Here is a 24,803-nt window from a genome sequence, read left to right as displayed (position 1 = left end):
CAACGACGCCGGGCCGGTCACCTCATCAAGGTGACCGACCCGGCGTCGTACTTCTTTTGCTGTTTACCAGCCGCGCTCTGCGAGGCGGTGGGGCTGCGGGATGTCGTCGACGTTGATACCGACCATGGCTTCGCCGAGGCCGCGGGAGACCTTGGCGATCACATCGGGATCGTCGTAGAACGTGGTGGCCTTGACGACGGCGGCGGCACGCTGGGCGGGGTTGCCGGACTTGAAGATACCGGAGCCAACGAACACGCCGTCGGCGCCGAGCTGCATCATCATCGCAGCATCAGCCGGGGTAGCGATACCGCCGGCGGTGAACAGGACCACGGGGAGCTTGCCCGTGGCGGCAACTTCCTTGACGAGCTCGTACGGGGCCTGCAGTTCCTTGGCCGCAACGTAGAGCTCGTCCTCGGGCAGGGCAGACAGCTTGGCGATCTCGGCACGGATCTGGCGCATGTGACCGGTGGCGTTGGAAACATCACCGGTGCCGGCCTCGCCCTTGGAACGGATCATCGCCGCGCCCTCGTTGATGCGGCGCAGCGCCTCACCAAGGTTGGTGGCACCACACACGAACGGAACGGTGAAGTTCCACTTGTCGATGTGGTTGATGTAGTCGGCCGGGGTCAGGACCTCGGACTCGTCGATGTAGTCAACACCGAGGGACTGCAGAACCTGGGCCTCGACGAAGTGGCCGATGCGGGCCTTGGCCATCACCGGGATGGACACGGCGGCAATGATCGCATCGATCATGTCGGGATCGGACATGCGGGACACGCCACCCTGGGCGCGGATATCAGCCGGGACACGCTCGAGCGCCATGACGGCGACGGCACCGGCGTCCTCAGCGATGCGGGCCTGCTCGACGTTAACGACGTCCATGATGACGCCGCCCTTGAGCATCTCCGCCATGCCCCGCTTAACGCGGCTGCTGCCCGTAACGCTGTTCGCGGACGAACCGGCTTCGTTGCTTACATCTGGTGTAGACACAAAAACCCCTATGGGTAGATAAACGACCTTCTTGCCGGAGGCACGCGCAGCCACACGACCGCAATCAGCGCACACCGGATTTTCAGGTCAAGGTGACCAAGTACTAGTAATAGTAGTCGCACGTTGCAAGGTGGCAGTACATTCATTACTGCCTTTGCAGGCAACAAACGGGCCTGTCATAGGACAGCTGCACAACCGCCGGCGCGCGACTCTGGCCGGATGCCACTTCACATGGGAAGAGTTCCGCCTTTAGGCGGCTAGGCCGTGCCGGCCCCACCCGTTTCGGCCATTGCTTGTTTGTGCACGGCGGACATCCGCTGGACTATGGTCACCACGCTGGCCAGTGCCAGCAGGATCAGGGTTACCAACAACACCACGGGCGGAAGTCCAAGTCCGGTGAGCCCTGCGATCAGCAGCACGGAGGCCAACCGTTCCGCCCGTTCTGCAATCCCGACGCTGGCTTGATAGCCCAGCGACTCCGCTTTGGCCCGTGCGTAGGAAACAACCATGCCCAGGACAAGGCAAACGACGGCGGCCGTACCTATGGCGGGGTCCTCGCCCTTGGTGAAGAACCAGATGGTGAGGCCTGCGAAGATCGCCCCATCGGCCAACCGGTCCAAGGTGGAGTCGAGGAAATTACCCCAACCCCCGCTGCGACCTTGCAGGCGTGCCATGATGCCGTCAACCACGTCCGAAAAGGCGAAGAAAGCCACAACTACGGAGCCCCACCACAACTGGCCAAGGGGGTAGAGGAGCAAACCACCCAGGATCACGCCGGCCGTACCCGCAATGGTCACGGCGTCCGGTGACACACCGATCCTGAGGAGCCAACGCGCCAGAGGGGTAAAGAGTGAAGTGAAGAAGCCGCGCGCATGCCTATTGAGCATTCGACTCCCCCGGCCAGGCTTCAGCCACAAGCTTGCGGACCTCATCAAGAGTCTGCGTAATGGCCTTGGTCTGGGCGATGATGGGGAAAAAATTTCCGTCCCCGCCCCAGCGCGGTACTACATGCTGGTGGAGGTGCGCGGCGATACCGGCGCCGCCGGTGACTCCCTGGTTCATGCCCAGATTGAAACCGCTCGGATTGGACACCTTCCGCAAGACCCGCATGGCGGTTTGCGTGAGTTCGGCGAACTCTGCTGTCTCCTCCACCGTGATGTCCGTGTAGTCAGGCACGTGGCGGTAGGGGCAGATTAAAAGGTGCCCTGGGTTGTACGGGAACAAGTTGAGGACCACGTAGCAGGTCCTCCCGCGATGGACGATCAGGGATTCCTCGTCGGTGCGGGTGGGGCCCACACAGAACGGGCAGTCATCCTTGTTCTTGAATTGATCCTGCCCGCCCTTGATGTAAGCCATGCGGTGCGGAGTCCACAGGCGCTGAAAAGCGTCCGGAACGCCCGCGAGTCCGAAGTCATCGGTTACGTCGGCGTCACCGGGGATGCCGGCTGCCGCGCCTGTGTTCTCCTGCACCGTCTGTGTGTCCGTTCCGTCAGCTCTCGCGGTTCTTGACGGCGTCCACGATCCTGCGAACCGCCTCTGCCACGGGCACGCCGTTATCCTGGCTGCCATCCCTGAACCGGAACGACACTGCACCGGCCTCGGCGTCCTCGCCTCCGGCAATCAGGACGAACGGGATCTTGTCCTTGCTCGCCGTCCGGATCTTTTTGGGGAAGCGATCCGACGAGACATCAACTTCGGCCCGGATTCCTGCGGCCTTGAGCTGGTCCACGACATCGAACATGTAGTCGTTGAACGTCTCGGCAACGGGAATACCTACCACCTGGACGGGAGCCAGCCACGCAGGGAAGGCGCCGGCGTAGTGCTCGGTGAGGACGCCCATGAAGCGTTCAACCGAACCGAAGAGGGCCCGATGGATCATCACCGGACGCTGGCGGGTTCCGTCTGCCGCCTGGTATTCCAGCTCAAAGCGCTCCGGCAGGTTGAAGTCCAACTGGATGGTGGACATCTGCCAGGTCCTGCCCAGTGCGTCTTTCGCTTGAACGGAGATCTTGGGACCGTAGAATGCTGCTCCACCCGGATCCGGAACCAGTTCCAGGCCGGATGCTGCTGCAACTTCGGAAAGTGTGCGCGTGGCCTCTTCCCACGCCGAGTCCTCGCCAACGAACTTCTCTTCGTTCTTGGTGGAGAGCTCCAGGTAGAAGTCGTCCAGGCCGTAGTCCTTGAGAAGGCCCAGGACGAAGTTCAGCGTGGTGGTGAGCTCGTCCTTCATCTGCTCGCGCGTGCAGTAGATGTGGGCGTCGTCCTGTGTCATTCCACGCACACGGGTCAAGCCGTGGACTACGCCGGACTTCTCATAGCGGTACACCGAACCGAATTCGAACAACCGCAGGGGAAGTTCACGGTAGGAACGCCCACGTGAGCGGAAGATCAGGTTGTGCATGGGGCAGTTCATCGGCTTCAGGTAGTAGTCCTGGGCCGGCTTGCGAACAGTGCCGTCGTCATTGAATTCCGCGTCCACCTGCATCGCAGGGAACATGCCGTCCTTGTACCAGTCAAGGTGTCCGGATACCTCGTACAGGTGGCCCTTGGTGATGTGGGGGGTGTAGACGAACTCGTACCCGGCATCCACGTGACGTTGGCGTGAGTAATCTTCCATCGCCTTGCGGATAATGCCGCCCTTGGGATGGAAAACGGGCAGGCCGGAGCCAAGCTCGTCAGGGAAGGAGAACAGGTCAAGCTCGACGCCCAGCTTGCGGTGGTCGCGACGCTCTGCCTCGGCGATGCGTTCCTGGTAGGCCTTGAGGGCTTCCTTGGTGGGCCACGCCGTTCCGTAGATGCGCTGGAGCTGCTGGTTGTTCTGGTTCCCCAGCCAGTAGGCAGCGGACGAGCGGGTCAACGCGAAGGCATTGGAGATGATCTTGGTGTTGGGCAGGTGCGGGCCACGGCAAAGATCGCACCAGACGCTCTCGCCGCTCTTCCTGTCCACATTGTCGTAGATAGTGATGTCGCCGGCGCCGACCTCAACGTTCACACCTTCCGCGGCGTCGCTTGCCTCGTTCTTCTTGCCCAGAAGTTCCAACTTGTAGGGCTCGTTGGCCATGGCTTCGCGGGCTTCTTCTTCGGTGACCACGCGGCGAACGAACTTCTGGTTCTGGTTGATGATTTTTTGCATCATCTTTTCCAGTTGGCGCAGGTCTTCCGGGGTGAACGGCTCAGCGACGTCGAAGTCGAAGTAGAAGCCGTCAGTGATGTACGGGCCGATGCCAAGCTTTGCGTCCGGACGCAACTGTTGGACGGCCTGGGCCATGACGTGGGCTGTGGAGTGGCGGAGCACGTTGAGGCCATCGGGAGATTCGATGGTGACGCCTTCGATGTCGGCATCGGCCGGCAGGACCTGGTCCAGGTCCTTCAGCACACCATTGACACGGGCTACAACGACGTCGCGGCGCTCGAAGAAGAGTTCCGCGCCGGTAGTCCCTTCCGTCACCTTGGTCTCTTCGCCATCGACGATGAGGGTGATCTGTTGGGCATCTGACACGGGTGTCTCCTATTCATAGTTAAAGGCTTCATAGCTTGTGGCGTACGGGGACCACAGCCAGCCACCGTCAATCGTATCTGCTTCGGCGAGGGCGGCCAAAGCAGCGCGCCGATCCTGGATTGAGCCGCTGGTTCAGCTTCCCAGGCCCGTGATGGCGAGGTTCCTGGAGATGCCATGCAGTGGTCCTTGGTGCGTGTATTCAGCAGGCATTCCACCTCCAGCAGGGAGGAGGTCTGTGTATGGCAACGTTTCCGGCTGGCCGAGGTCCCAGGCTTTGCTGGCGCTCAGGCTGATTCCCTTGGGGCCCGTCCTTCTGGTGGTGCCACGAATCAACAGCAGGCGTGTACCGAACAGCAAAGGACCTGACTCTTCCTGGGCTTCATGGAAAAAGACGGAATCTACGCAGCCGGTACCGTCATCGATGCTGATGAAGACCACGCGCCTTCCTCCACGCATGGGCGGGGTTTGGGTTGCGATCCGAACCCCGGCCACCAGGACTTCAGTCCCGTTGCGCAAACCCAGCAGCTTGTCAGCAGTGGTGACCCCCAGCTTGTCCAGGAGGGGCCGGTGGCTGTCCATGAGGTGCTGGCTGACATCCACGGCCATGAGGTCAAGCTCGGCCCTGACGTTCTCCACCATGGATGGTTCGGGAAGTTCAGGAGCCAGATTCCGCAGCTCCACATCACCCAGAGCGAACGACAACTGTCCTTCGATGACATCCGTGGGCTTCCTTGCAGGACTGCTTTGGAGCGCCTGCAGGTGTTGCACGAGGTCTGCCCGGTTCGCTTTCCCCCCGGAATCTTTGTGCAGGGAATCAAAGGCGCCCAGTTGAGCAAGCCTTTTGATGTTCGGTTTGCTGACTCTCCCCCGCGCCCGGAGGTCAGCCAAGGAATCGAAGGGTTGCCCTGCCACGATTCTCTTGAGTTCTGCCCCCGAAAGCCCATAGATCCCAGTGAGGCTCAGCCGGATGCCAAGCTTGCCTCGATCTGACCCGTCCTGGATCCTTTCCACTCTGTACTGGGCATGGCTCCTGTTGATGTCCAACGGCAGGATGGGGATTCCCAACCGCCGCGCTTCTGCCACCAACAGCCGTTTGGGATACATGCCGGGATCGTGTTCCCAAAGTCCGGCGAGAAATGCTTCCGGGTGGTGGGTTTTCAGCCAGGCCGATTGATAGGTGGGCACCGCGAACGCGGCTCCGTGGGCTTTGCAAAAACCAAAGCTGCCAAAGGCCTTCAAGGTCCCCCATACTTTGTCCACAACCTCGGGAGAGTATTTCTTGATGGCTTCACGCCGGAAGTAGGTCTCCACTCCCGGTTCATGGATTTCGTCCCCTAATGCCCTGCGAAACTCATCCGCCCTTGCCAATCCGCAGCCGGTCATCACGTGGAATGTCTTCAGAATCTGCTCGTGGAAAACCGTAACCCCGTGGGTTTCCTGCAAAACCGGCTTCAAATCCGGATGAGGGTAGATTTCCGGCGCGAAACCGTGCCTGTGTTCCAGGAAGGGACGGACCATGTCCGACTTCATGGGCCCGGGACGGAACAGGGAGATATCGATGATGAGGTCATTAAATTCACGCGGAGCCATCTTCCCGATGAGCTCACGCTGACCCGGGGACTCAATCTGGAAGCAGCCAAGCGTATGGGTGCTCCGGATCAACTCATAGGTAGGTTCGTCATCAAAGGGCACGGCATTAAGATCGATCCTGCCGTCAGCAGCTATATAGTCCGGCCCCTTTCCACCCGGCTCAACCGGGTGCTTTCCTGCGGCAACCACTTCAGCTTTTGAAGGATGGAGGCGAATGACTTCACGTACCGCAAAGGCCATGGCACTTTGCATCCGTACGCCAAGGACATCAAGTTTGAGCATTCCCATGGGATCCATGTCGTGTTTGTCGAACTGGCTCATGGGCAACCCCAGCCCGCTCGGTTGAACGGGAGTACGGTCCAAGAGCGTTGCATCCCCCAGGATCACGCCACAGGGGTGCATCGAAATGTGCCGGGGAAGACGATCCAGCCTCTCTGTAAGGTCTACCAACAGGTCAAGTTGCTGGTTTTCCTCAAGGCCTCCTCGTTCAACGCGTCCGGCAAAATCACGGAGCTCGGGCTTCTCCACCAGGGCTTCACGGAACTTGCGCGCAGAGAACCGCCACAATTGCTTGGCAATATCGCTAACTTCGCCCTCATCCATGCCCAGGGCCATTCCCGCATCCCGGACTGCGCCTCGCGCCCTGTACCCGTTTTGCATGCTCATCAGGGTGACACGCTGGGCTCCAAACCGGTCAAAAATCTCACGGTACACGTTGTGCCGTTCCGCAGATTCGACGTCAAGGTCGATGTCAGGAAGGGTTGAGCGGCGTCCCGACAGGAAACGTTCAAAGATGAGATCGTGGCGGATTGGATCCACCTGGCTGATCTCGATCAGGTAGTTGACCAGGCTGGATGCCCCTGATCCCCGGGCAGCTACCCTGACACCCATTTCCAGGATCATCCGGGAAACCTCAGCCACCGTCAGAAAGTAGGAGGCAAAGCCGAGCCTGCCGATGATCCCAAGCTCATGCACCAACCGCGAGCGCATTTGCTTCTCTGTTTCCCCGGAGATGCTTGGGAATCGTTTGGTGATTCCGGCTTCGCAGCGCTGGGTAAGTTCAATCATGGGGTCGCAGTCGATGCCAAGGATGGAGGCTTCGGGTACTACTGGTTTTTTCCATCCCATGTCCAGGACTGGATCAATGCGGCATTTGTCGGCGAGCGCTTCAGTGTTGGCGAGGAGTTTGTTGAGGTCGGCTTTCCCTTGGCCTGCTGCGTTCATGATTTCTTTGCCGAGTTGAAGCATCTGGTGGGCGTTCTTCAGCCAACCCTGTCCTGTTGGTTGCAGCATGGGTGCTGTGGAGAGTTCCGGGAGGGACTTCAGTGTCCGCGCCGAGTCCAGGACGTCTGCGGTTGCTGCGCCGTCCTGGGCGCAATAGCGGACTGCGTTGCTGAGGATGGCCGGGATGTTGTATTCAAGGGCGAGCTTGAGCATCCGTACTGCGTGGGCGGTGCTGAGGGGTTCGCCTGGTGCGCTGAGGTGGGTCACCGTTTCGGCCACGAGGGTTCCTGGCGGCATGGCGTCTATCCATTGTTTGAAGAGGGTTCTGGGCCGGAGGTATTTGCGGCCTCCCATGGCCCGGCCGACGTCAGAGTCCGGTCCGAGCAGAACCGTCAGGACGGGCTTGAGGGTTGTGGGATCGAGGGTTCTTGAGGCGAGCTCTCCTCTGGTTACGGCAACGGGGACTGCTCCCCCGGCTTTTCCAGAGGTTCGTGCGTGAGCGTCCGAGACGAGGCGGCAGAGCGCCCTGTAGCCGGCTCCGTTGTTGTTTCCGTGGGCGAGGACGACGACGCGGCCCGCGACTTGGGTGCGGTGGTCGCCGTCGTCGTCAAACACTGCAAGGTCTACTCCGGCGATGGGGTCGATACCTGCGTCCATGCAGGCTTTGAGGTGTTTGACGGTGCCGTAAAGGCCGTCCCGGTCTGTGCAGGCGAGCGCTGTGGCGCCGTCAGCTGCGGCTGTTTGGGCGAGTTCCTCGGGCCAGGAGACGCCGTAGTGCGCACTGAAGGCAGTGGAAACGTGCAGGTGGGTGAAGCTCAAGGTTCACGCTGCTTCGTCGGGTTCTACGGCATGCGCCGGCGCGGCGGCGTGGATGCGAAGGAGGCGCCATCGTCCGCTGCCTACGTGCCTGACGAGGTCAAGGGTGATGGCATGGGTGGCAGGTGTTTGCTCTTGCTGGGGTTCAAGCTGTACCCGCCAGATCTCGTGGTCTACCAGTCCCGCTCCACTGCCCAGGGGGGCGCGGCTTTCTTCGATCCACCATTGGCGGCGTTCATACCATCGGACAGGTTCATTGATGACTGTGCAGGGGTGCCCTTTCCAGTGGACTGTCCGTGGCTGGCCCAGGTCAGTACAGTCGACGTCCACGGACTCGCTGAACAGCCCCATTTCCACACCTCTTCACGCCGGATAACCCTTATTCGAAAGTATGTTCGAATAGTTCGAGTTTACGCCGACGCCCCGGCAAAACCTACTTCGAAGGTTGAACACCCTCCTGGGCTTTCTCCCGGCGCTTCGATACCCGCTTGCCTGCCTGCGTCAGCAAGGCATCCCTCCATGGCTGCATGCCTTGCGCGAGGGCTATGGTCCCCATCAGCGATGATGCCACCCTCAGTTGCTGGGTGCGGCGTAGGCGTTTCCTGCCATATGCTGCGAGCGCATCCTCCATGGGCAGCGTGTTGAGCAGTCCACCCAGGGTCACGGCATCTACCAGCGCTTCACAGGCGCCGCGTCCAAGATTTGGGGTCATGGCATGTGCCGCATCTCCTACCAACACCACATTGCCCCGTGCATAGCGGCGCAGCGGTGGGGTGGTCCAGATGCGCTGCGCCAGCGATGTTTCCGGGGAGGCCGCAGCGAGTACCTTCCGCACAGCAGGGGAATAGTGCGCGTATCGGGCCCGCGTCACGTCCAGCGCTTCGGGGACATCCACCTTGTCCGGACCAAGATCGGAACGGAATGATGCGTACCAGTTACTTCCACCCCCGGCAGGCGCCAAACCGAAGATCTCTCCCCGTCCCCAGTATTCGCCGATGTCATGAGTCGAGGGTGTTCCCGGAACTACTCCGCGGACCGCAAGAAAGGGAGTTGCGCGGGCAGCACTGCTTTCACCCCAGCAGCGCCTGCGGACGACGCTGTTGACTCCATCTGCACCCACCGTAAGCCAGGTGTCGCTGGGGAGGTGATCCACTCTTTGCGTCACCCGGGTCACCGTTTCCGGCACTGCAGAATCCAGAAGCCTCAGCAGTTCAGGCCGGGATATCCCCATGAGCCCTTCCCCCTCCATGGACAGCATGGGGGCTCCCGATGGAGCCCGCAGGGCGCCGGTTTTGATAATGGCTCCCCTGCTCCGCGCTGCTCCGAGTATCCCAAGTTCGGCCAAGGCATCCTGGGCCTTGGTCCACATTGCCAGCGTGGTTCCCACCGTGGGGAGTTGGGGCCTTTGCTCGTACACCGTGACGTCAAACGTGCCGGGATCGAGCCTGGCGGCGAGCGCCAGCCCGGCTATTCCGCCGCCAATGATCTCCACTTTTTTCATGCCCACACTGTACTACTACATTTGTAGTGTTGATAGGGGGTGAAGCTAGACTTCCCCCATGCATGACCGCCGAACCCACCTTGCCGACGCTGCGATCGCGGTGGTCGCCACCCAAGGACTCAAGGGGCTCACCCATCGTGCCGTCGATGCCCAGGCCGGTGTCGCCGTCGGAACTACCTCCAATTACTTCCGCAGCCGTGCCGCGTTGGTGAGCGCCGCCGTCGATCGCGTTGAAGAACTGGACCGCCTCCTGCTGCAGCAGGGACAGTTAGAATTTCCGACGTCGGCAGCATCCTTGGCGGAGCAACTCGCCGGAGCCGTCATAGGGCTCGCGCATGAAAACGCTGAGTTGACCCGGGCACGCTTCGTTTTGGCTCTGGACCAGCCCGAGGTAGTCGCCGCAGGGCACGAGCGCTTGGTATCGGCATTGGCGCAACTTCTCCAAGGCATGGGGATGCCCGAAGCACGGACCCGCGCGGAAGCAGTGTCCGACTACAGCGACGGGCTTGCCCTGCATCTGCTCACCGCCCGCAAGGGGCAGGGCATCGACACCGCAGCCGTGGCACGCAGCATCCAGCGTCTCCTGGAAGGATGACAGCCCAGGGGTGGACGGCAGCGGGTCCACAGAGCAGGATTGTGGAATGAGCACCAATGACGCACTCCTGAAGCAGGTCAACATCTCCGCCGCAGACGACAACCTTGTGGCAGTCTTCGAAATTGACGGCAACATCCCAGGCTCCGGCGCTTACGTCGTGGGCCTTGTTGCTGCCAGCGAAGATTATTCCTCACAGCGCAGGCTCGGTATTGAGTTCATGAATGGTGAGGCGATCTCGTTCTACTCCTTCAACCATTCCCTCAGCGCAGAGGAAAACTACGACATCAAAGGCGTGGAACACTCCGGCAACGTCATCACCGGCAACTTCCCGATGTCGGCAATCCACGGGCTGAGCAAAGGCCACGTCATGACAGCCTTCAGTGAGGCGGACGGCCGCGACTTCCAGTCCGGCGTGCCGGTGAACGAGGCTCTCTAAGCTAGAAGAGACCTTCCACCGGTTCAATGAGTTCCGGGGAGTTGTTCCGGACATTTCCGACCGCGGCACCCACCGCGTCCAGTGTCCAATCGCCAGCGGCATGGTGCGCCCCGGAGCGGACCAGTTCCACCAGGCCCTCAGCGTCCTTCTCCCGCGGATCCAACCACGCTTCCATTGTCTCTGTGCTCATGGGCAAGGGAACACGATCGTGGAGGGCAGTGAGTTCGTCAAACACTGAGGCACTGCGCCGGGTCCGGGCTGACTCAGCAGTTGGCGTGTCGGCAGTGAGGATGGACATGGACAGCAGCCAACGTCCTGGATCGTCAGGGGAAGCAGCCTGGTCCCGCCACCATTCATACAAACCGGCGAACACCAATCCGTGACCATCCCCCGGGTGCACGTAGTACGGTTGTTTGCTCTTGCCCTCGCCCTTTTTCCACTCGTAATACCCATCCGCAGGAACAGCGCACCGGCGGGCTACCGCTGCCTTCTTGAAGGATGGCTTCTCCAACAGCGTCTCGCTGCGGGCATTGATCAGCCGCGCACCGCCCTTCGGATCCTTGGCCCATGACGGCACCAACCCCCATTTAGCCACATGGAGTTGCCGTTTCACCTCGTCATCCACCAGCCGCTCCAGCACGATGGGAACCGCATCGGTCGGCGCTACGTTCCACGACTTCTCGAGGGCAATCTCGTTCTCAAGTTCGGCATCGAAGTCGGCGAGCAGGTCACCCACCGCACGGGCCATTACATATCGTCCACACATGCGAACAGTCTGCCCGTTCCCAGGTCAACGCACCAGCGCGGAAGTGACGTAACCCGGCTACGCAGCCGAACGGGAATTATTCGGCACCGGGTTACCGTTGATAGGAACGAACCACCCCGTGAAAACGACCAATACTGAGGAGAGCTCTGTGGATTTCACTCCCGACTCCGGCACCATCACCATGTTCTCGACCACCTGGTGCGGCTACTGCAACCGTCTGAAGAAGCAGTTGGACGCCAAGGGCATCGGCTACACCGAGATCAACATCGAAGAAGTAGATGGCACCGCCGAACTCGTCGAGAAGCTCAACGGAGGCAACCGCACCGTTCCTACCGTTCTTTTCCCGGACGGCACCGCGGCCACCAACCCCTCCGCTTCCGAGGTCCAAAGCCGCCTCGCCGCATAAGGCCCTGTTAGCCGGCTTCATGCCCGGGGTCCGCACGGAACAATCCACGCACTGTCTGCCACCTGTGATAGACAGAATGGAATCCGTAGCGGGCCCTGTTGCATTTTAATCGGGCCGCTCCCCGCGATCCCGAAGGGAAGCTCTCCATGGTCCACGCAGTCAAAGGTGTCGTCGTTCGCTCCAAAGGCGCACCGGCAACCCTCGAAACCATCCTGGTTCCCGAACCCGGCCCCGGCGAAGCACTGGTGGACATCCTCACCAGCGGCGTCTGCCACACCGACCTCCACTACAAACTCGGTGGCATCAGCGACGACTTCCCGTTCCTCCTGGGACACGAAGCAACCGGCGTGGTCAGCGCAGTGGGCCCCGACGTCACGGACGTCGCACCCGGAGACCGCGTGGTACTCAACTGGCGCGCCGTCTGTGGCAACTGCCGGGCGTGCAACCGCGGCCAGGCCCAGTACTGCTTCAACACCCACAACGCCACCCAGAAAATGACCCTCGAGGACGGCACTGAACTCTCGCCGGCCCTGGGCATCGGCGCCTTTATCGAGAAGACTCTGGTGGCCGCCGGGCAATGCACCAAGGTAGACCCCGACGCCGATGCCGCCGCAGTCGGCCTGCTCGGCTGCGGCGTCATGGCAGGCTTGGGCGCCGCCCTCAACACCGGCGGCGTCAAGCGCGGCGACTCCGTAGCCGTCATCGGCTGCGGTGGCGTTGGTGTGGCAGCCATCGCGGGCGCCGCGCTCGCAGGCGCCACCACCATCATCGCTGTGGACATCGACGCCAAGAAGCTCGAACGCGCCAAGGAGCTCGGCGCAACCCACACCGTGGACTCGTCCTCTGGCGACCCCGTCGAGGCGATCCGTGCACTCACCGGTGGCTTCGGAGCAGACGTGGTGATTGACGCCGTCGGACGTCCCGAAACGTACAAGCAGGCCTTCTACGCCCGCGACCTCGCTGGAACCGTGGTCCTGGTAGGCGTCCCCACACCGGAAATGACACTGGAACTGCCGCTGCTGGACGTTTTTGGCCGTGGCGGATCACTCAAGTCATCCTGGTACGGCGACTGCCTGCCCTCCCGGGACTTCCCCATGCTGGTGGACCTGTACAAGCAAGGCAAGCTGGATCTGGACGCCTTCGTGACGGAGCGCATCACCATCAACCAGGTGGAAGAAGCGTTCGACAAAATGCACCACGGTGCCGTACTGCGATCGGTGGTTGAGCTGTGAGCGCCGGCAACGTCACCATCGATCGCGTAGTCACCTCCGGGACGTTCTCCCTCGACGGCGGAACCTGGGACGTGGACAACAACGTCTGGATCATCGGCGACGATTCCGAGTGCATCGTCATAGACCCCGCCCACAACCCCGAAGCAATTCGCCAGGCTGTGGGCGAGCGAACGGTCAAAGCCATCCTGCTCACGCACGGTCATGACGACCACATCAGTTCCGCCGGCGCGTTCTGGGAACTCGTCAAAGCCCCCATCCACCTGCACCAGGACGACTGGATGCTGTGGCGCACGGTGTTTCCCGAGATAGATCCGGACGTTGCCATCATGGATGGTGATGAGTTCACAGTCGCCGGGTCAACGTTGAAGGCCCTCCACACCCCCGGGCATTCGCCAGGCTCAGTGTCCTTCCACCTGGCCAGCGAAGCGACGCTGTTCAGCGGGGACACCCTCTTCCAAGGAGGACCCGGCGCGACCGGCCGTTCCTACAGCGACTTCCCCACCATCATCGACTCCATCCGGACCAGGCTTTTCCCTCTGCCGGAGGCGACCGTGGTCCGCACCGGGCACGGGGACTCCACCACCATCGGCGCGGAGAAGCCGCACCTGGACGAATGGATTGCGCGCGGCCACTAGGCCGGCCTCGTCATTGTCGTCGGCTGGCTGCCGTCTCGAATTTCGGGGCGGCAGCCGGCTCAAGCCGAATAATTATCGACTTCGAAGCTGGGGTGTTGCTGTCCTCCGCCGTCGAATCCAGGGGCACCAAAACGTTCGCCTCCGGATAGTACGCAGCGGCACACCCCTTGGCTGTGGGGTATGACACCAAACGCAACTGGGGCAGCACGCGGCCCACACCGTCGTCGGCCTCACTGTGGACGTCCACGTACTCCCCGTCCTTGCAGCCCAGTTCCGCCAGGTCCGCCGGATTGACCAACAACACCATTCGCCCCTTCTTGATACCCCGGTAACGATCGTTCATGGAATACGTGCTGGTATTGAACTGATCATGGGACCGGATGGTCTGCAAAAGGAGCCTGCCCTCGGGAACGCGAAGGGTCTCCAGCTCATTGACAGAGAACATGGCCTTGCCCGTGGCTGTGGGGAAGGTCCGGCTGTCCCTGGGTCCGTGGGGCAACACAAATCCGTCCTTTTCGCGGATACGGACATTGAAGTCCTCGAAACCGGGCACCACGTGGGAGATGTGTTCCCTGATGGCATCGTAATCCGAGCGGAGGCCCGCCCAGTCCACGGGCACGGTGCGGCCCAGGACAGCTTGGGCAAGGCCTGTCACAATGGCCACCTCGGACAAGACCCCCGGGGCGATCGGTTCCAACGGCCCGGCCGAGCGGTGCACGGCGCAGACGGTGTCTTCCACCGTGACAAACTGCTCCACCCCGTCTTGCCTGTCGATCTCGGTGCGGCCCAGTGCAGGCAAGATCAACGCCTGCTCACCCACCACCACGTGCGAGCGATTCAATTTGGTGGAAATCTGGACAGACAGGCGGGTCCGTCGGACCGCAGACTCAGCCACAGCTGTATCCGAAATCGCATGGACAAGGTTGCCACCCAGAGCCACCAACACTTTGACCCTGCCATCCCGCATTCCGCGGATACTGTCCACGGCATCGAGGCCGGGGTTGCGTGGCGGATCAAAGCCGAACTCCCGCTGGATTGCGTCCAGGAAGCGGGGTGGCATCTTTTCCCAGATCCCCATGGTCCGGTCACCCTGAACGTTGCTGTGTCCACGGATTGGTGACGGACCAGCCCCAGGCTTACCAATGTTCCCGCGCAGCAGGAGCAAGTTGATGATCTCCTTGATGGTTGGGACGGCCTTCTTGTGCTGTGTGAGCCCCATGGCCCAGGTGATGATGACCTTGTCAGCACGGAGATATCTTTCAGCAAGCTCATCGATGTCGCGGCTCGTCAGGCCCGTGGCTTCGAGGACATCATGCTCGTTGAGTGTGGCCAGGTGTGCGGCGAAACCAACGAATCCCTGGCTATGCTGATCAATAAATTCGCGGTCCAGGACCGTTCCCGGCGCCGCACTTTCGGCGTCGAGGACGCGTTTGGAGAGAGCCTGCAGGAGTGCCATGTCCCCGGCGAGGCGGATCTGAAGGAACTGGTCAGCAAGGTCTGTGCCCCGGCCAAGCAAACCTCGCGGTTTCTGCGGATTCCTGAAGTTGATCAGGCCCGCTTCAGGAAGGGGATTCACGGCAACTATCGCCGCCCCTGCCAGCTTGGCCTCTTCAAGGGCTGTGAGCATTCGTGGATGGCAGGTACCAGGGTTCTGGCCCATGATGATGATCAGATCGGCTGCGGCGAAGTCAGTGTAGGAGATAGCCGATTTACCGACGCCAATGGTCTCACCCATGGCAACGCCCGTGGACTCATGGCACATATTGGAACAATCGGGAAGATTGTTTGTCCCGAAGGCCCGCACAAAGAGCTGATAAAGGAAAGCTGCCTCGTTGCTGGTCCGGCCGCTGGTATAGAAAGTTGCTTGGTCCGGGGCGTCGAGTGCGTGTAATTCCTTAGCGATGATCTCAAACGCCTGGTCCCAACGGACAGGTTCGTAACTGTCCGAACCTGCTGCTTTGTAGACGGGTTCCACTAGCCTGCCCTGCTGCCCCAGCCAGTACTCAGACCGGTGCTCCAGCGATGCCAGGGTGTTCTCAGCCCAGAAGCGCGTTGGGATCCTTAAGGGTTCCGCTTCCCAGCCGATCGCCTTGGCGCCGTTCTCGCAAAATTCGGCCACTTTGCGTTCCGGTGGGTCGGGCCAGGCACAACTCATACAGTCGAAGCCGTCCTTTTGATTGACGGCCCTCAGCGTTTTCCACGCCCGCGAAGGACCCATGTACGCCATGGCATGCGGGAGTGTTTCAGTCAGGCTGGGTAGACCTGCGGCGGATTTTTCTGGCGGACTGACACTGAGGTCTACGTCCGAATCCTCCACTGGATCCCTTTTCCGGCCCATGATGACACCGCGATTCGCGTGATGAGGTAGCTGACTCCTTCAGACTAGCCCCAGCAAGTTGGCCGCTCAAAGGAGCTGCGGCCACTAGGCCATAAGACTGCGGAAGTCGCCGTCGAGCACGTCTGCGTAGCCGCGGTAGGCCTCAATCACGGCATCCTCCACCGTCTTTACGTCAAGATGCGCCAGCAAGTCATTTGCCGCGCCGGCAGTTGCAGGGTCCCAGTCCAAGCCCAGGGCTGCATAACTCGCTGTAAGGACCTCACGGATGGGCTTGGAGTTCTCCACGACGATCACCGAACTGAACAGCCAACCACCGGACACCACCCGCTGGGCGGTGCCAATGAGTTTGATCCGGTGGGCTGGAAAGTCCGGATCCTCGCCATGAACGCTGAACTCGCCAGGGCAGTACTCCCCCGGAATCTCACCAACTGCAGCGTGGACGCCGACGCTGCGAAGCGCCCCAGCCAGCAGCTCTCCGAACTCCGAGAACCGGGCTTTGGCCCGAACGATCGCATCGGGATGCGGTTCTACATGGTCGATGACCAGCGAGCCCTGGTGGTAGGCAGCTGCCCGCCCTCCTGCCTTGCGGACCAGAGGCTGAAACCCCAAGTCGCTGCACGCGAGCTCGGCAGCGCCAAAGCCCGGCAGATTGGCATCGCGCTGACCGAAAGCTACGGTCGGCTTCGGGCGGTAAAGGCGAAGCGATGGACCCAGCTCCCCGCTGCGGGCGCGTTTCAAAAGCTCCAGGGCGAAGTCAAGGTCCTCCGCCGCGCCCATCGATTCGTGCTGACGGTATGCCGTGAGGCTTGTTCGCTCCCCCGCCATCAGCTCTTCCTCAAAGTCAGGATCTGCTCTGCCCTGCCGAACGGTCCGTTGATGTCGTGGAGCACCGTGGACGTCAACCCAATGCCGTCGGCCCCAAAGGAAACCTTGTTGTCCAGGCCCAACCATTCTCCGGCCGGAGCACGGTACATGTGGATCTGCAGATCCACATTCGGGAAGATGTAGCTGTTCTCGCCCGGAGGAACGCGGGCCGCAATCCCGTTGGCGGTGTCCACCAACCCCATCAACCGTGCCAGCTCCGTGCTGTCTGCCTGATCCGTCAAAGGGTGCGAAGTCCGGATCCATACCCTGCCGGATCCAGGACGGTGGCCTTCGGCCAAGCGCATCTCCAAGGAACGGATGTAGCCGCCGGGCCAAACGCTGGCGCCGTCCCAGGGCTTGCATTCGTCAGGGGCGGGCATGGCCTCATCTTCAATTGCAGCCACCGCACTGGTGTCGCTGGTGATCATGCGCCACGCGGCGGCGCGAATGGCCACCCGGCCGTTCGCCGAAAGTTCCGCCTGGATCAATTCAATGGTCCGGCCCGGCCTCAACGTTGAGGTGCTGACCTGGAACTCGCCGCCGGGGATCAACCCGAGGATTTCATAGCTGATCCGCGCCAGGCGAACATCGTCCCGTGGCTCGTGACGTACCAAGGCATCGGCGATGATGCCCGAGGCCGGAGCCATATGTTGTTCGTGGGGATTCCACGCACCCTGGGCGTGGATCGTGGACCGGTAGCGGCCCTCGCCCAGCGATTGGTAGTAAAAGCCGCCGTCCGCCAGTTCCGGTAATGCAGTAGTCAACCCGAGCCTTTCGCCGATCCAGCAGTAGAACTCAGACCACTGTATCCGCTGATTTGGCTGCTGCCCGACGCCGGCGAATTACGACCACCCAGACAACCAAGGCCGCCAACACGGCGGCGCCCAGTCCCGCTCCTATAGGCGACGCCGCTGCTACCGCCAGCCAGGCTTCCAGGGCGGCAAGGCCAATAGTCGCGTAGAGCAGGGCCCAGATTACCGAACCAGTGATCGCGGCGGGGAGGTATCGCCTGAGGGGCATGCGGGCGGCACCTGCTGCAAGGTTAATGGCCGTTTGAAGGCCGATGGTCAGGAAGGAAAGCACTACGGCGTACGGTCCCCAGCGCTGTATCAGGGCCTGGGCACGGGCTGCTTTGGGACCCTGGAGGGAACTGCCGAATCGGGTGTGCGAAAAACCTGTCACGGCTCCCCGCCCTATCCAGTAGGTGGCGTTGACGCGGATCATGACGATGGCGAAGAGCGCCGCGAGGGCGACGCCGAAGGGCAAGCTCATGATCTGGTCCACTGACTTAGGCTACCCTAAGCAGCTGGGTGTTGCGGACGGGTCAGCGTAGCCGGCATGATGAAACCCTAGGATGATTCCATGGACCTCCGCGACGCAGCCCAGGAGCTATACGCCGTGTTACCTCGCGATTTCACGGCCGAGCGTACGGCTCTGGCCCGCAAGGCCAAAGACGACGGCGACAAGGATCTGGCGAAGCAGGTTGGCGCCCTCCCCAAGCCAACCGCCGGCGCCTGGGCCGTCAACATGCTCGCCGTGCACAAGCCCGAGGTGATTGACGGCGTCGTGCGCTTTGGCGTTTCCCTCAGAGCGGCCCAGGAAGCGGCCGACGCTGCGGCCTTTCGCGATCTTGGACAGCAGCGCCAAAGCCAGCTGGCATCGGCTGTGCATGCTGCCAAGGACCTGGCCGGTGAGCTCGGAGCACCTTTAAGCGGCGCTGCTGCAGCGGACGTCGAGCAAACCATGAGGGCGGCGATGGCTGACGCTGGCGCCGGTGCCGCGGTGGCAACCGGCCGCTTGGTGCGGGGTCTCAGTGGCAGCGGCCTCGAGTCTGTGGACCTCACGGGTGCGGTGGCCGCGGCGGGCCCTGAGGACCACACTGGCTCGCAGGTCACCGCGAAAAGTGAGGCCAAGCCAACCAGGAAACAGCCGTCCTCAGCCAAGGAACCGCCCGCTGCCAAGAAGAAGGAACCGAAGGAAGAAGCCACTTCACTGGCGGATCGGCGCGCTGCCAAGCAACAGGCAGCGCTGGAAGAGGCCCGCAGCCACTTCGAGGCAGCTGACAAGGAGGCCCAAAACGCCGAAGAAACGGCGGCCAAGGCGTGGGACGTGGTCAACGAGTTGGCCGATCGCCGCGAGAAGCTCAAGGCCGGGATCCAGGAAGCACGGAACCGTTTGGCATCGTTGGAGGCGGAACTGATCGGCATCACCAGGGACGCGGATGCGGCGGACACCGAGAAGAAACTCGCAGTGCGGGCCGCCAGCCAGCAACGTCGTGCCGCAGACCAAGCCCTCCGCCGCGTCAACCGGCTGAGTTAGTCCCTCGTCTTGCCCACCGATTTCTGCAGGTGATGCGTCGCGGGGCCTTCAAGGTACTTGCCCTCCGGGGTAAACCTCGACCCGTGGAGGGGGCAGTCCCAGGATTTATCGGCGTCGTTCCATCCCAGCAGGCCGCCCAAGTGGGCGCAGCTGGCAGAAACCAAGCAGACTTTACCGTCAACAGTGGACACCGCGGCTGGTTCGCCCTTGTAGAGTCCGACGACGCCGGTCCCCTCTGGCGGGCGGGTTTCATCCGTTATCTCAGGATTGCTTCTGACCCGGGCTTTGTCCTCGATCATCCGTTTGGCTGTGCCGGCATTGAGCCGTACGGCCTGAAAGGCCCCTTGGGGTGACGTGACGCGGTGATGAATGGTGGTTGCCCAATCGGACTGGCCGCCCAGGATGTCTGAGGTCATGGACAGCGCGGCGGCAACTCCGTTACTCATCCCCCACTTGTTGTAGCCCGTGCCGAAGAAGATCCGGCCGTGGCCACGTGGCAGTTTGCCGAAGAACGGCATGAGGTTGGTGGCCTGGTAGTCCTGCGCGGACCAGGTATGGGTGACCTCTGCCCCGGGGTAATGGTGGCTGGCCCATCCCAGAAGGTCATCCAAGTGCTTCTTCGGTGATGTCGCACGCCCACCCGTGTGCCCGTAACCTCCCACCAGGAGCAACTCTCCGTCCGGGGTGGGATGGGTGCGCTGGGATCGGGTGGGAGCGTCAATGGAAAGGTACATGGCCTGTGGGATTTTGGTTCCGGCCTGTGGCCGGAGCGCCGCGGCGTAGGAACGGTTTGGTTCGAGCTTGGTGAAGTACAGGCCGCGGTCCAAGATGGGCGTTCCCGTGGCGAGCACCACGGTGTCAGCTGTGAAGGTGCCTTTGCGGGTGAACACTTCCAAGGGCCTATCCGATCCCACATTCTGGACCTGGACGCCCTCAACGATCAGGCCGCCGTGCTTTCGGACGTCCTTGGCCAAGGTATCCAACACCTCCATCGGGTGAAACTGCGCTTGACCTTCCAGTTCCAATGCCTCCACCACGGGGAAAGGCAAGCCGGGGTCACGGCTGAAATGCACATCCAAACCGACGTCCCTCGAAACCGCAGCTTCCTTGCGGAGCCGCTGCCCGCCGTCGTCGGTGGTTGCGAAGGTGATCGCCGTGCGGCGCTGGAACGGGACTCCTTGTTGTTCGAGGTACTGCGTCAGCCAGGCTTGGCCCGTCTTGTTGGCTTCCATGTACGCCTGCACCACCCTCAGTGCGTATTGGCCGCGCAGTGCGGAAAGGACGCCTCCTTGCAGAAGGCTCAGCTTGCCGGTGGTGTTGCCAGTGGTCACAGCACCCAGCGTGCGGGCTTCAAAGACCACCACACGCTGCCCCGCACGGGACAACAGCAATGCCGCCACGAGTCCGGTGATGCCGGCACCCACCACTATGGTGTCAAAGTGTTTTTCATCGGGAAGTGAATCGGACGTGAAGGGGGATTCGCGGTCCAGCCACAGCGATTCCATCATTCAACCTGCCTCTCAATTCACTGGCATATGTTGAGGGAAACGCTAGGCCGGTGGATGGTGCTTATCAAGGGGTGGGGTGCCCGTGGCGAGGGCGGCGGCGCGGCGCAATTCTGCATCCGGGTCGGTCGCCCAACGCTCCAGAACGCGATCCGCACGCTCTCCCGCGGTCCCTTCGAGCCGGGCCAGCAGGGGCCGCACGACGTCTTTGGCAAGGGGTTCCACGAGTTCTCGTGTCCCGGCACTCCGGATGAAGCCCTCAATGCGGGTCAGGTCCGTATTGACCAGAATCCCCACCTTGGTCTGCAGCAAAACAACTGCTGCGAGGCGGCGTTCATAAACCGGCTCGTCCCATAGTTCCGAGCTCAGGGCGGTGATGTCGTCGTGGCTGAGGTTTTTGTACTTTTTCAGTGCGTCCCGGATTGTTCCACGTACTGCGCCCACGGAGGCTCCATAGACCTTCAAAGCGTCACCGAGGCGTGCACTGGCCTGATCGGCCTTCTCCCACGACGACTCACGCTGCAGCGTGTAGTCCACAAAATCACCGGCTTCACTCACCCCACTATTTTGTCAGTGCCTCCCCCTAGCGTGATGCCAACAGCAAATGACAGGAGACACATGCCGTCCCAAGAGCTCGCCACCGAGGCCACGTTTCCGGAGGTTCCTGCTGCCTCTTCCATGCCCCACTGGTATCCCGCACTGCTCAACACGGTGACGCAGGAGGTGCGCGCAGGCAGGACCCGCGCGATGGCTGCCGCCAACAGCGAGGTCCTGAACTCTTACTGGAGCATTGGCAGGCAGTTGGCAGAACGGGAATCCGAGCAGGGCTGGGGGGCCAAAGTGGTGACGCGGTTGTCGGCCGACATCCGCACTCGATTCCCTGAAGCGAAAGGTTTCTCCCCCAGAAACCTGCGGTACATGAAGAGCTTCGCGCAGGCGTGGCCGGACTTTCCACTGTTGCAAGAACCGCTTGCAACATTGCCTTGGTACCACCAGATCGCCCTGCTGGAAAAGCTCGACGACGCCGCCACGCGGCTTTGGTACGCAGCGGCAGCTGCCCAACATGGCTGGTCGCGCAACGTGCTGACCCACCAGATCTCAACCCGCTTGCACGAGCGCTCCGGGCAGGCCATCACCAACTTCAAAGCCACCATGGTGCCGACTGATTCCGACCTCGCGCAGCGGGCCACCAAGGATCCGTATGTCTTTGATTTCCTTGCCATGTCTGATCGGCACACCGAACGGGACTTGGAGCTGCAATTGGTCAAGCATGTTGAAAAGTTCCTGCTGGAGCTGGGGCAGGGCTTTGCTTTCGTCGGTGAGCAGGTTCGGCTGGAAATTGCCGGCGACGAGTTCTTTGCAGACCTCCTCTTCTACCACTTGAAGTTGCGCTGCTACATGGTGATCGAACTCAAGGCAGTGAAGTTCGAGCCAGGGTTCCTAGGGCAGTTGGGCATGTACATGGCAGCCGTGGACGACCTCATGGCGCATCCCGACGACAAGCCCACCATTGGTTTGTTGCTCTGCAAAGAAAAGAACAGCGTGGTGGCTGAGTACGCACTGCGTGGTTTCAATGCTCCCGTGGGCATCGCTGAGTGGCGGACCTCGCTGGCGGACTCGCTGCCGGATGATTTGGTGGCGAGCCTGCCGAGTATCGAGACGTTGGAGGCCGAGTTGGCGAGCGAGGCGGCGCGGTTGCAGGGATGATCTCTGGTTGGGTTAAACGTTGTCCTTGAACCACATCAGTGTGTCGTTCCACGCAGCTGTTGCCTGTGCCTGGACGTAGCGTTCCCCGGTGTCATTGTGGAACGCGTGGTCAACGCCCGGGTAGACCTTGAGCTCATGCTTGACCGTTGAAGCGTCCAGGGCTTCCTGCAGCTGTGGCATCGCGCCGGTGATCCGTGCGTCCTTCTCTGCGTAGACGCCAAACACTGCGGGCTTGATGGTGGGCACCTTGGCCAGATCCGGCGCAGGACCGTAGAAGGCCGATGTCGCCTTGAGCCCTGCGATCTCGGTGGATGCCTGCCAGGTGATGCCGCCACCGAAGCAGAACCCGATCATGGCAATGCGGCCTGATTCGACGAAATCCTGGCTAGTGAGGTAGCCGAAAGCGGCTTTGAAGTCGTTAACGTGCCGTTGCGCGCCTGCCTGTGTGAGTGCACCCGGGACGGCATCCGGGTCCATGTTCGCCGTACCGCCTTCCCTGCTCAGCAGATCCAATGCCAGCGCCGCGTAGCCTTCCTTGGCGAAGCGTCTGGCAACGTCCTGGATATGTGGAGTGAGGCCTCTGTTCTCATGGCAGATCAGAACCGCAGGGCCCTTTTGAGTTCCCTCCGGCCGGGCAAGATAGCCACTGGTCTCAGTCCCGCCCGAGGTGAATGTCACTGTGGCAGTTGTCAGCCCGGCAGCACCCTCCGGAACAGACAATGGGCTCTTCGCATTGGGAACTGCCGTTGTGGCATTCCCAGGCGCCGCAGTTCCTTGCGAGGCCGCGGAGGACGTGGGCGACGGCGTGGGCATCGGATCCGTGGTTCGGGGAACCTCCTCCGGCGTGCAGCCCACCAACGTCATGGCGGCCGCAGCTGCCGTCATGCTGCCCATGATGAACGCTACCCGCCTGGTGAAGGTCTTATGCGACATGTCCCCCGACCGGTAATCGTCATAGAACTCTTCGATCAAGTACTTTTCGAACTTCTCCAGCTGGACCATGGTGAACCTCCCGACGATGTGGAATATCCTCCCCTGATGTGAAGACGCGGACAAGGGTGGGATGGTTCAGCGACCCACCCCGATGGCTCGTGCCCCGGACTATGGGCACCCCTTGTTGCTTGACGGGATACGGGCTTCCGGACCCCGGCAAGCTTGGGGTAGCCGCAGAGCTAGTAATGTCGGTGCCTGCTGGCAGAGTGTGAGCATGGAGCAGATGAGGGAACACAAAGCGGGTGCGGCGCCAGCTGCTGCGCTGGTCCGTGAGCCTTCTCCTTCGCTACTCTCACCCCTCGTTTCCAGCACGGCTTCAGGCACTGTGTCAGCCGTGGCGCCTGTGGTTGATGCTCCTCCTTCGCCCCGCACCGTCAGCGCTGATCTGATCAATCAACTGCGGGCCTTGGAGGATCTGAAGTCCGCCATTACCGGCCTTCAGGCGCGGATAGCTGTGGCCTTCGATCTTGCGCAGCGGCAGGAACACGCTGCGGCGGGTGTGCCTGTGTCTGAGCGCGGCCAGGGGGTGGGCGCTCAGGTGGCGTTGGCGCGGAGGGAATCCCCTCACCGTGGCTTCCGGCTGTTGGGATTGGCGAAAGCGTTGGTGGTGGAGATGCCCCGCACCCTGGCCGCCCTGGAATCGGGCCAGTTGAACGAGTGGCGCGCCACGCTGCTGGTGAAAGAGACGGCGTGTTTGTCTGTGGAGGACCGGTGCGCGGTGGATGAAGAACTCGCCCCCGACACCGGAACGTTCGACGGCAAAGGCGACCGGTCCATCATCGCGGCCGTGAAGGCTGCCGCGTACCGGCGTGACCCACGCTCCGTCGCGCAGCGGGCGAGTCATGCCGCGAGCGAGCGGACGGTCAGTCTGCGCCCGGCACCGGACACCATGACCTACCTGACGGCACTGCTGCCCGTCGCCCACGGCGTGGCCGCGTATGCTGCGCTCATCCGGGCCGCCGACACCGCCCGGTCCACGGGCGATCCCTGCAGCCGTGGGCAGGTCATGGCCGACACCCTCATCGAACGCGCCATCGGTACACCCGGCGGGATCGCCGGGATCAACCTGGACCTCGTCATGACCGACCGGACCTTGTTTCAAGGCGACAGTGAACCAGCCCGCCTCAAAGGCTACGGAATCGTCCCCGCCGAATGGGCCAGAACACTCCTCTGCACCGGCAACCAGACCCCAAACAGGCAGGTGTCTGCGGGGCTTCAGGAAGCGCCGCACCGGCAGGTGCCTGCGGGAGTGCAGGAACCAAGGCTTGGGTTTCAAGCCACGGGTGCGCAGGTTGATCCCGGGCCCGGGCAGGTAACCGCGGCCAGGCATGCCGCTGCAGCTGGCCGGCGACCCGGGCCACGCCAGCACCCCGACCCTGACTCCAGC

23 protein-coding genes are annotated in these 24,803 nt (G+C 62.0%); 8 read left to right on the top strand and 15 right to left on the bottom strand.

The window, feature by feature from the left end; translation table 11 throughout:
- Positions 1-63 precede the first annotated feature (63 nt).
- The 7 genes from pdxS to BLW08_RS06455 all read right to left on the bottom strand — a co-directional run bounded on the left by pdxS (position 64) and on the right by BLW08_RS06455 (position 9,620).
- A complete protein-coding gene (pdxS, locus tag BLW08_RS06485; RefSeq protein ID WP_091324002.1) occupies positions 64-990 on the bottom strand; it encodes a pyridoxal 5'-phosphate synthase lyase subunit PdxS in 927 nt (308 codons plus the stop codon).
- 257 nt (positions 991-1,247) lie between these two features.
- Positions 1,248-1,877, bottom strand: coding sequence for a phosphatidylinositol phosphate synthase (gene pgsA, locus BLW08_RS06480; protein ID WP_091324000.1), 630 nt, complete (start codon positions 1,875-1,877; stop codon positions 1,248-1,250).
- Positions 1,867-2,460: an HIT family protein gene (locus BLW08_RS06475; protein ID WP_090825100.1), complete on the bottom strand. Its 594-nt coding sequence runs from the start codon at positions 2,458-2,460 to the stop codon at positions 1,867-1,869. Before BLW08_RS06475 ends, pgsA begins: the two co-directional genes overlap by 11 nt.
- A 19-nt stretch (positions 2,461-2,479) precedes the next feature.
- Positions 2,480-4,489, bottom strand: coding sequence for a threonine--tRNA ligase (gene thrS, locus BLW08_RS06470; protein WP_090825101.1), 2,010 nt, complete (start codon positions 4,487-4,489; stop codon positions 2,480-2,482).
- A 132-nt stretch (positions 4,490-4,621) separates the two neighbouring features.
- Positions 4,622-8,122, bottom strand: coding sequence for a DNA polymerase III subunit alpha (locus tag BLW08_RS06465; RefSeq protein ID WP_091323998.1), 3,501 nt, complete (start codon positions 8,120-8,122; stop codon positions 4,622-4,624).
- A gap of 3 nt (positions 8,123-8,125) precedes the next feature.
- Positions 8,126-8,470 (bottom strand): DUF6504 family protein, encoded by a 345-nt coding sequence (locus tag BLW08_RS06460; protein WP_091323997.1) that lies wholly within the window; start codon positions 8,468-8,470, stop codon positions 8,126-8,128.
- Between the two features lie 82 nt (positions 8,471-8,552).
- Positions 8,553-9,620 carry an FAD-dependent monooxygenase gene (locus BLW08_RS06455; protein ID WP_175538601.1) on the bottom strand — a complete coding sequence of 356 codons (1,068 nt, stop codon included), beginning with the start codon at positions 9,618-9,620 and terminating at the stop codon, positions 8,553-8,555.
- A gap of 58 nt (positions 9,621-9,678) precedes the next feature.
- Between BLW08_RS06455 and BLW08_RS06450 the strand changes: the two genes are divergently transcribed.
- Positions 9,679-10,215: a TetR/AcrR family transcriptional regulator gene (locus BLW08_RS06450; protein WP_091323993.1), complete on the top strand. Its 537-nt coding sequence runs from the start codon at positions 9,679-9,681 to the stop codon at positions 10,213-10,215.
- Positions 10,216-10,261: 46 nt separating this feature from the next.
- Positions 10,262-10,651 (top strand): hypothetical protein, encoded by a 390-nt coding sequence (locus tag BLW08_RS06445; RefSeq protein ID WP_090825110.1) that lies wholly within the window; start codon positions 10,262-10,264, stop codon positions 10,649-10,651.
- A gap of 1 nt (position 10,652) precedes the next feature.
- Here the strand turns inward: BLW08_RS06445 and BLW08_RS06440 are convergent, their stop codons facing one another.
- Positions 10,653-11,399 (bottom strand): SOS response-associated peptidase, encoded by a 747-nt coding sequence (locus BLW08_RS06440; RefSeq protein ID WP_254779785.1) that lies wholly within the window; start codon positions 11,397-11,399, stop codon positions 10,653-10,655.
- 166 nt (positions 11,400-11,565) lie between these two features.
- Between BLW08_RS06440 and BLW08_RS06435 the strand changes: the two genes are divergently transcribed.
- From BLW08_RS06435 to BLW08_RS06425, 3 genes are all read left to right on the top strand, one after another.
- Entirely contained in the window at positions 11,566-11,823 is a 258-nt protein-coding gene (locus tag BLW08_RS06435) for a mycoredoxin (protein WP_091324490.1), read from the top strand.
- Positions 11,824-11,969: 146 nt separating this feature from the next.
- On the top strand, positions 11,970-13,055 hold the full coding sequence (locus BLW08_RS06430; RefSeq protein WP_090825114.1) for an S-(hydroxymethyl)mycothiol dehydrogenase: 1,086 nt from the start codon (positions 11,970-11,972) through the stop codon (positions 13,053-13,055).
- Positions 13,052-13,690, top strand: a complete 639-nt coding sequence (locus BLW08_RS06425) for an MBL fold metallo-hydrolase (protein WP_090825116.1) — start codon at positions 13,052-13,054, stop codon at positions 13,688-13,690. Before BLW08_RS06430 ends, BLW08_RS06425 begins: the two co-directional genes overlap by 4 nt.
- A gap of 10 nt (positions 13,691-13,700) precedes the next feature.
- On the opposite strand, the gene BLW08_RS06420 is transcribed toward BLW08_RS06425, so the two are convergent.
- The 4 genes from BLW08_RS06420 to BLW08_RS06405 all read right to left on the bottom strand — a co-directional run bounded on the left by BLW08_RS06420 (position 13,701) and on the right by BLW08_RS06405 (position 18,176).
- Positions 13,701-16,028 (bottom strand): FdhF/YdeP family oxidoreductase, encoded by a 2,328-nt coding sequence (locus BLW08_RS06420; protein WP_091323989.1) that lies wholly within the window; start codon positions 16,026-16,028, stop codon positions 13,701-13,703.
- A gap of 84 nt (positions 16,029-16,112) precedes the next feature.
- On the bottom strand, positions 16,113-16,853 hold the full coding sequence (locus BLW08_RS06415; RefSeq protein ID WP_091323987.1) for a lipoate--protein ligase family protein: 741 nt from the start codon (positions 16,851-16,853) through the stop codon (positions 16,113-16,115).
- Entirely contained in the window at positions 16,853-17,656 is an 804-nt protein-coding gene (locus BLW08_RS06410) for a thioesterase family protein (protein ID WP_090825120.1), read from the bottom strand. Before BLW08_RS06410 ends, BLW08_RS06415 begins: the two co-directional genes overlap by 1 nt.
- Before the next feature lie 31 nt (positions 17,657-17,687).
- Entirely contained in the window at positions 17,688-18,176 is a 489-nt protein-coding gene (locus BLW08_RS06405) for a DedA family protein (RefSeq protein ID WP_091323985.1), read from the bottom strand.
- 78 nt (positions 18,177-18,254) lie between these two features.
- Between BLW08_RS06405 and BLW08_RS06400 the strand changes: the two genes are divergently transcribed.
- Positions 18,255-19,211 carry a hypothetical protein gene (locus tag BLW08_RS06400; protein WP_091323984.1) on the top strand — a complete coding sequence of 319 codons (957 nt, stop codon included), beginning with the start codon at positions 18,255-18,257 and terminating at the stop codon, positions 19,209-19,211.
- Here BLW08_RS06400 and BLW08_RS06395 read toward each other — a convergent pair.
- Together BLW08_RS06395 and BLW08_RS06390 are read right to left on the bottom strand one after the other, a co-directional pair.
- A complete protein-coding gene (locus BLW08_RS06395) occupies positions 19,208-20,716 on the bottom strand; it encodes an FAD-dependent oxidoreductase (RefSeq protein WP_091324488.1) in 1,509 nt (502 codons plus the stop codon). The genes BLW08_RS06400 and BLW08_RS06395 overlap by 4 nt on opposite strands.
- Positions 20,717-20,761: 45 nt before the next feature.
- Positions 20,762-21,274 carry a DNA alkylation repair protein gene (locus BLW08_RS06390; RefSeq protein WP_091323982.1) on the bottom strand — a complete coding sequence of 171 codons (513 nt, stop codon included), beginning with the start codon at positions 21,272-21,274 and terminating at the stop codon, positions 20,762-20,764.
- A 60-nt stretch (positions 21,275-21,334) separates the two neighbouring features.
- Between BLW08_RS06390 and BLW08_RS06385 the strand changes: the two genes are divergently transcribed.
- Positions 21,335-22,423: a PDDEXK nuclease domain-containing protein gene (locus BLW08_RS06385; RefSeq protein WP_091323980.1), complete on the top strand. Its 1,089-nt coding sequence runs from the start codon at positions 21,335-21,337 to the stop codon at positions 22,421-22,423.
- Between the two features lie 12 nt (positions 22,424-22,435).
- On the opposite strand, the gene BLW08_RS06380 is transcribed toward BLW08_RS06385, so the two are convergent.
- Positions 22,436-23,425 (bottom strand): dienelactone hydrolase family protein, encoded by a 990-nt coding sequence (locus BLW08_RS06380; protein WP_091323979.1) that lies wholly within the window; start codon positions 23,423-23,425, stop codon positions 22,436-22,438.
- Between the two features lie 205 nt (positions 23,426-23,630).
- Between BLW08_RS06380 and BLW08_RS06375 the strand changes: the two genes are divergently transcribed.
- A partial coding sequence (locus tag BLW08_RS06375; protein WP_254779742.1) for a 13E12 repeat family protein occupies positions 23,631-24,803 on the top strand: 1,173 nt, incomplete at its 3' end.

It is taken from the genome of Arthrobacter sp. cf158 (assembly GCF_900106835.1).
Classification (GTDB): Bacteria; Actinomycetota; Actinomycetes; order Actinomycetales; family Micrococcaceae; genus Arthrobacter.
This window is presented reverse-complemented; position numbering and strand designations above follow the sequence as displayed.

What these genes read in the sequence shown, in the direction of transcription:
- BLW08_RS06400 (WP_091323984.1), top strand. Translation starts at nt 18,255, where the DNA reads ATGGACCTCCGCGACGCAGCCCAGGAGCTATACGCCGTGTTACCTCGC.
- BLW08_RS06445 (WP_090825110.1), top strand. Translation starts at nt 10,262, where the DNA reads ATGAGCACCAATGACGCACTCCTGAAGCAGGTCAACATCTCCGCCGCA.
- BLW08_RS06395 (WP_091324488.1), bottom strand. Translation starts at nt 20,716, where the DNA reads ATGGAATCGCTGTGGCTGGACCGCGAATCCCCCTTCACGTCCGATTCA.
- BLW08_RS06385 (WP_091323980.1), top strand. Translation starts at nt 21,335, where the DNA reads ATGCCGTCCCAAGAGCTCGCCACCGAGGCCACGTTTCCGGAGGTTCCT.
- BLW08_RS06415 (WP_091323987.1), bottom strand. Translation starts at nt 16,853, where the DNA reads ATGGCGGGGGAGCGAACAAGCCTCACGGCATACCGTCAGCACGAATCG.
- BLW08_RS06380 (WP_091323979.1), bottom strand. Translation starts at nt 23,425, where the DNA reads ATGGTCCAGCTGGAGAAGTTCGAAAAGTACTTGATCGAAGAGTTCTAT.
- BLW08_RS06420 (WP_091323989.1), bottom strand. Translation starts at nt 16,028, where the DNA reads ATGGGCCGGAAAAGGGATCCAGTGGAGGATTCGGACGTAGACCTCAGT.
- BLW08_RS06430 (WP_090825114.1), top strand. Translation starts at nt 11,970, where the DNA reads ATGGTCCACGCAGTCAAAGGTGTCGTCGTTCGCTCCAAAGGCGCACCG.
- BLW08_RS06455 (WP_175538601.1), bottom strand. Translation starts at nt 9,620, where the DNA reads ATGAAAAAAGTGGAGATCATTGGCGGCGGAATAGCCGGGCTGGCGCTC.
- pgsA (WP_091324000.1), bottom strand. Translation starts at nt 1,877, where the DNA reads ATGCTCAATAGGCATGCGCGCGGCTTCTTCACTTCACTCTTTACCCCT.
- BLW08_RS06450 (WP_091323993.1), top strand. Translation starts at nt 9,679, where the DNA reads ATGCATGACCGCCGAACCCACCTTGCCGACGCTGCGATCGCGGTGGTC.
- BLW08_RS06460 (WP_091323997.1), bottom strand. Translation starts at nt 8,470, where the DNA reads ATGGGGCTGTTCAGCGAGTCCGTGGACGTCGACTGTACTGACCTGGGC.
- BLW08_RS06440 (WP_254779785.1), bottom strand. Translation starts at nt 11,399, where the DNA reads ATGGCCCGTGCGGTGGGTGACCTGCTCGCCGACTTCGATGCCGAACTT.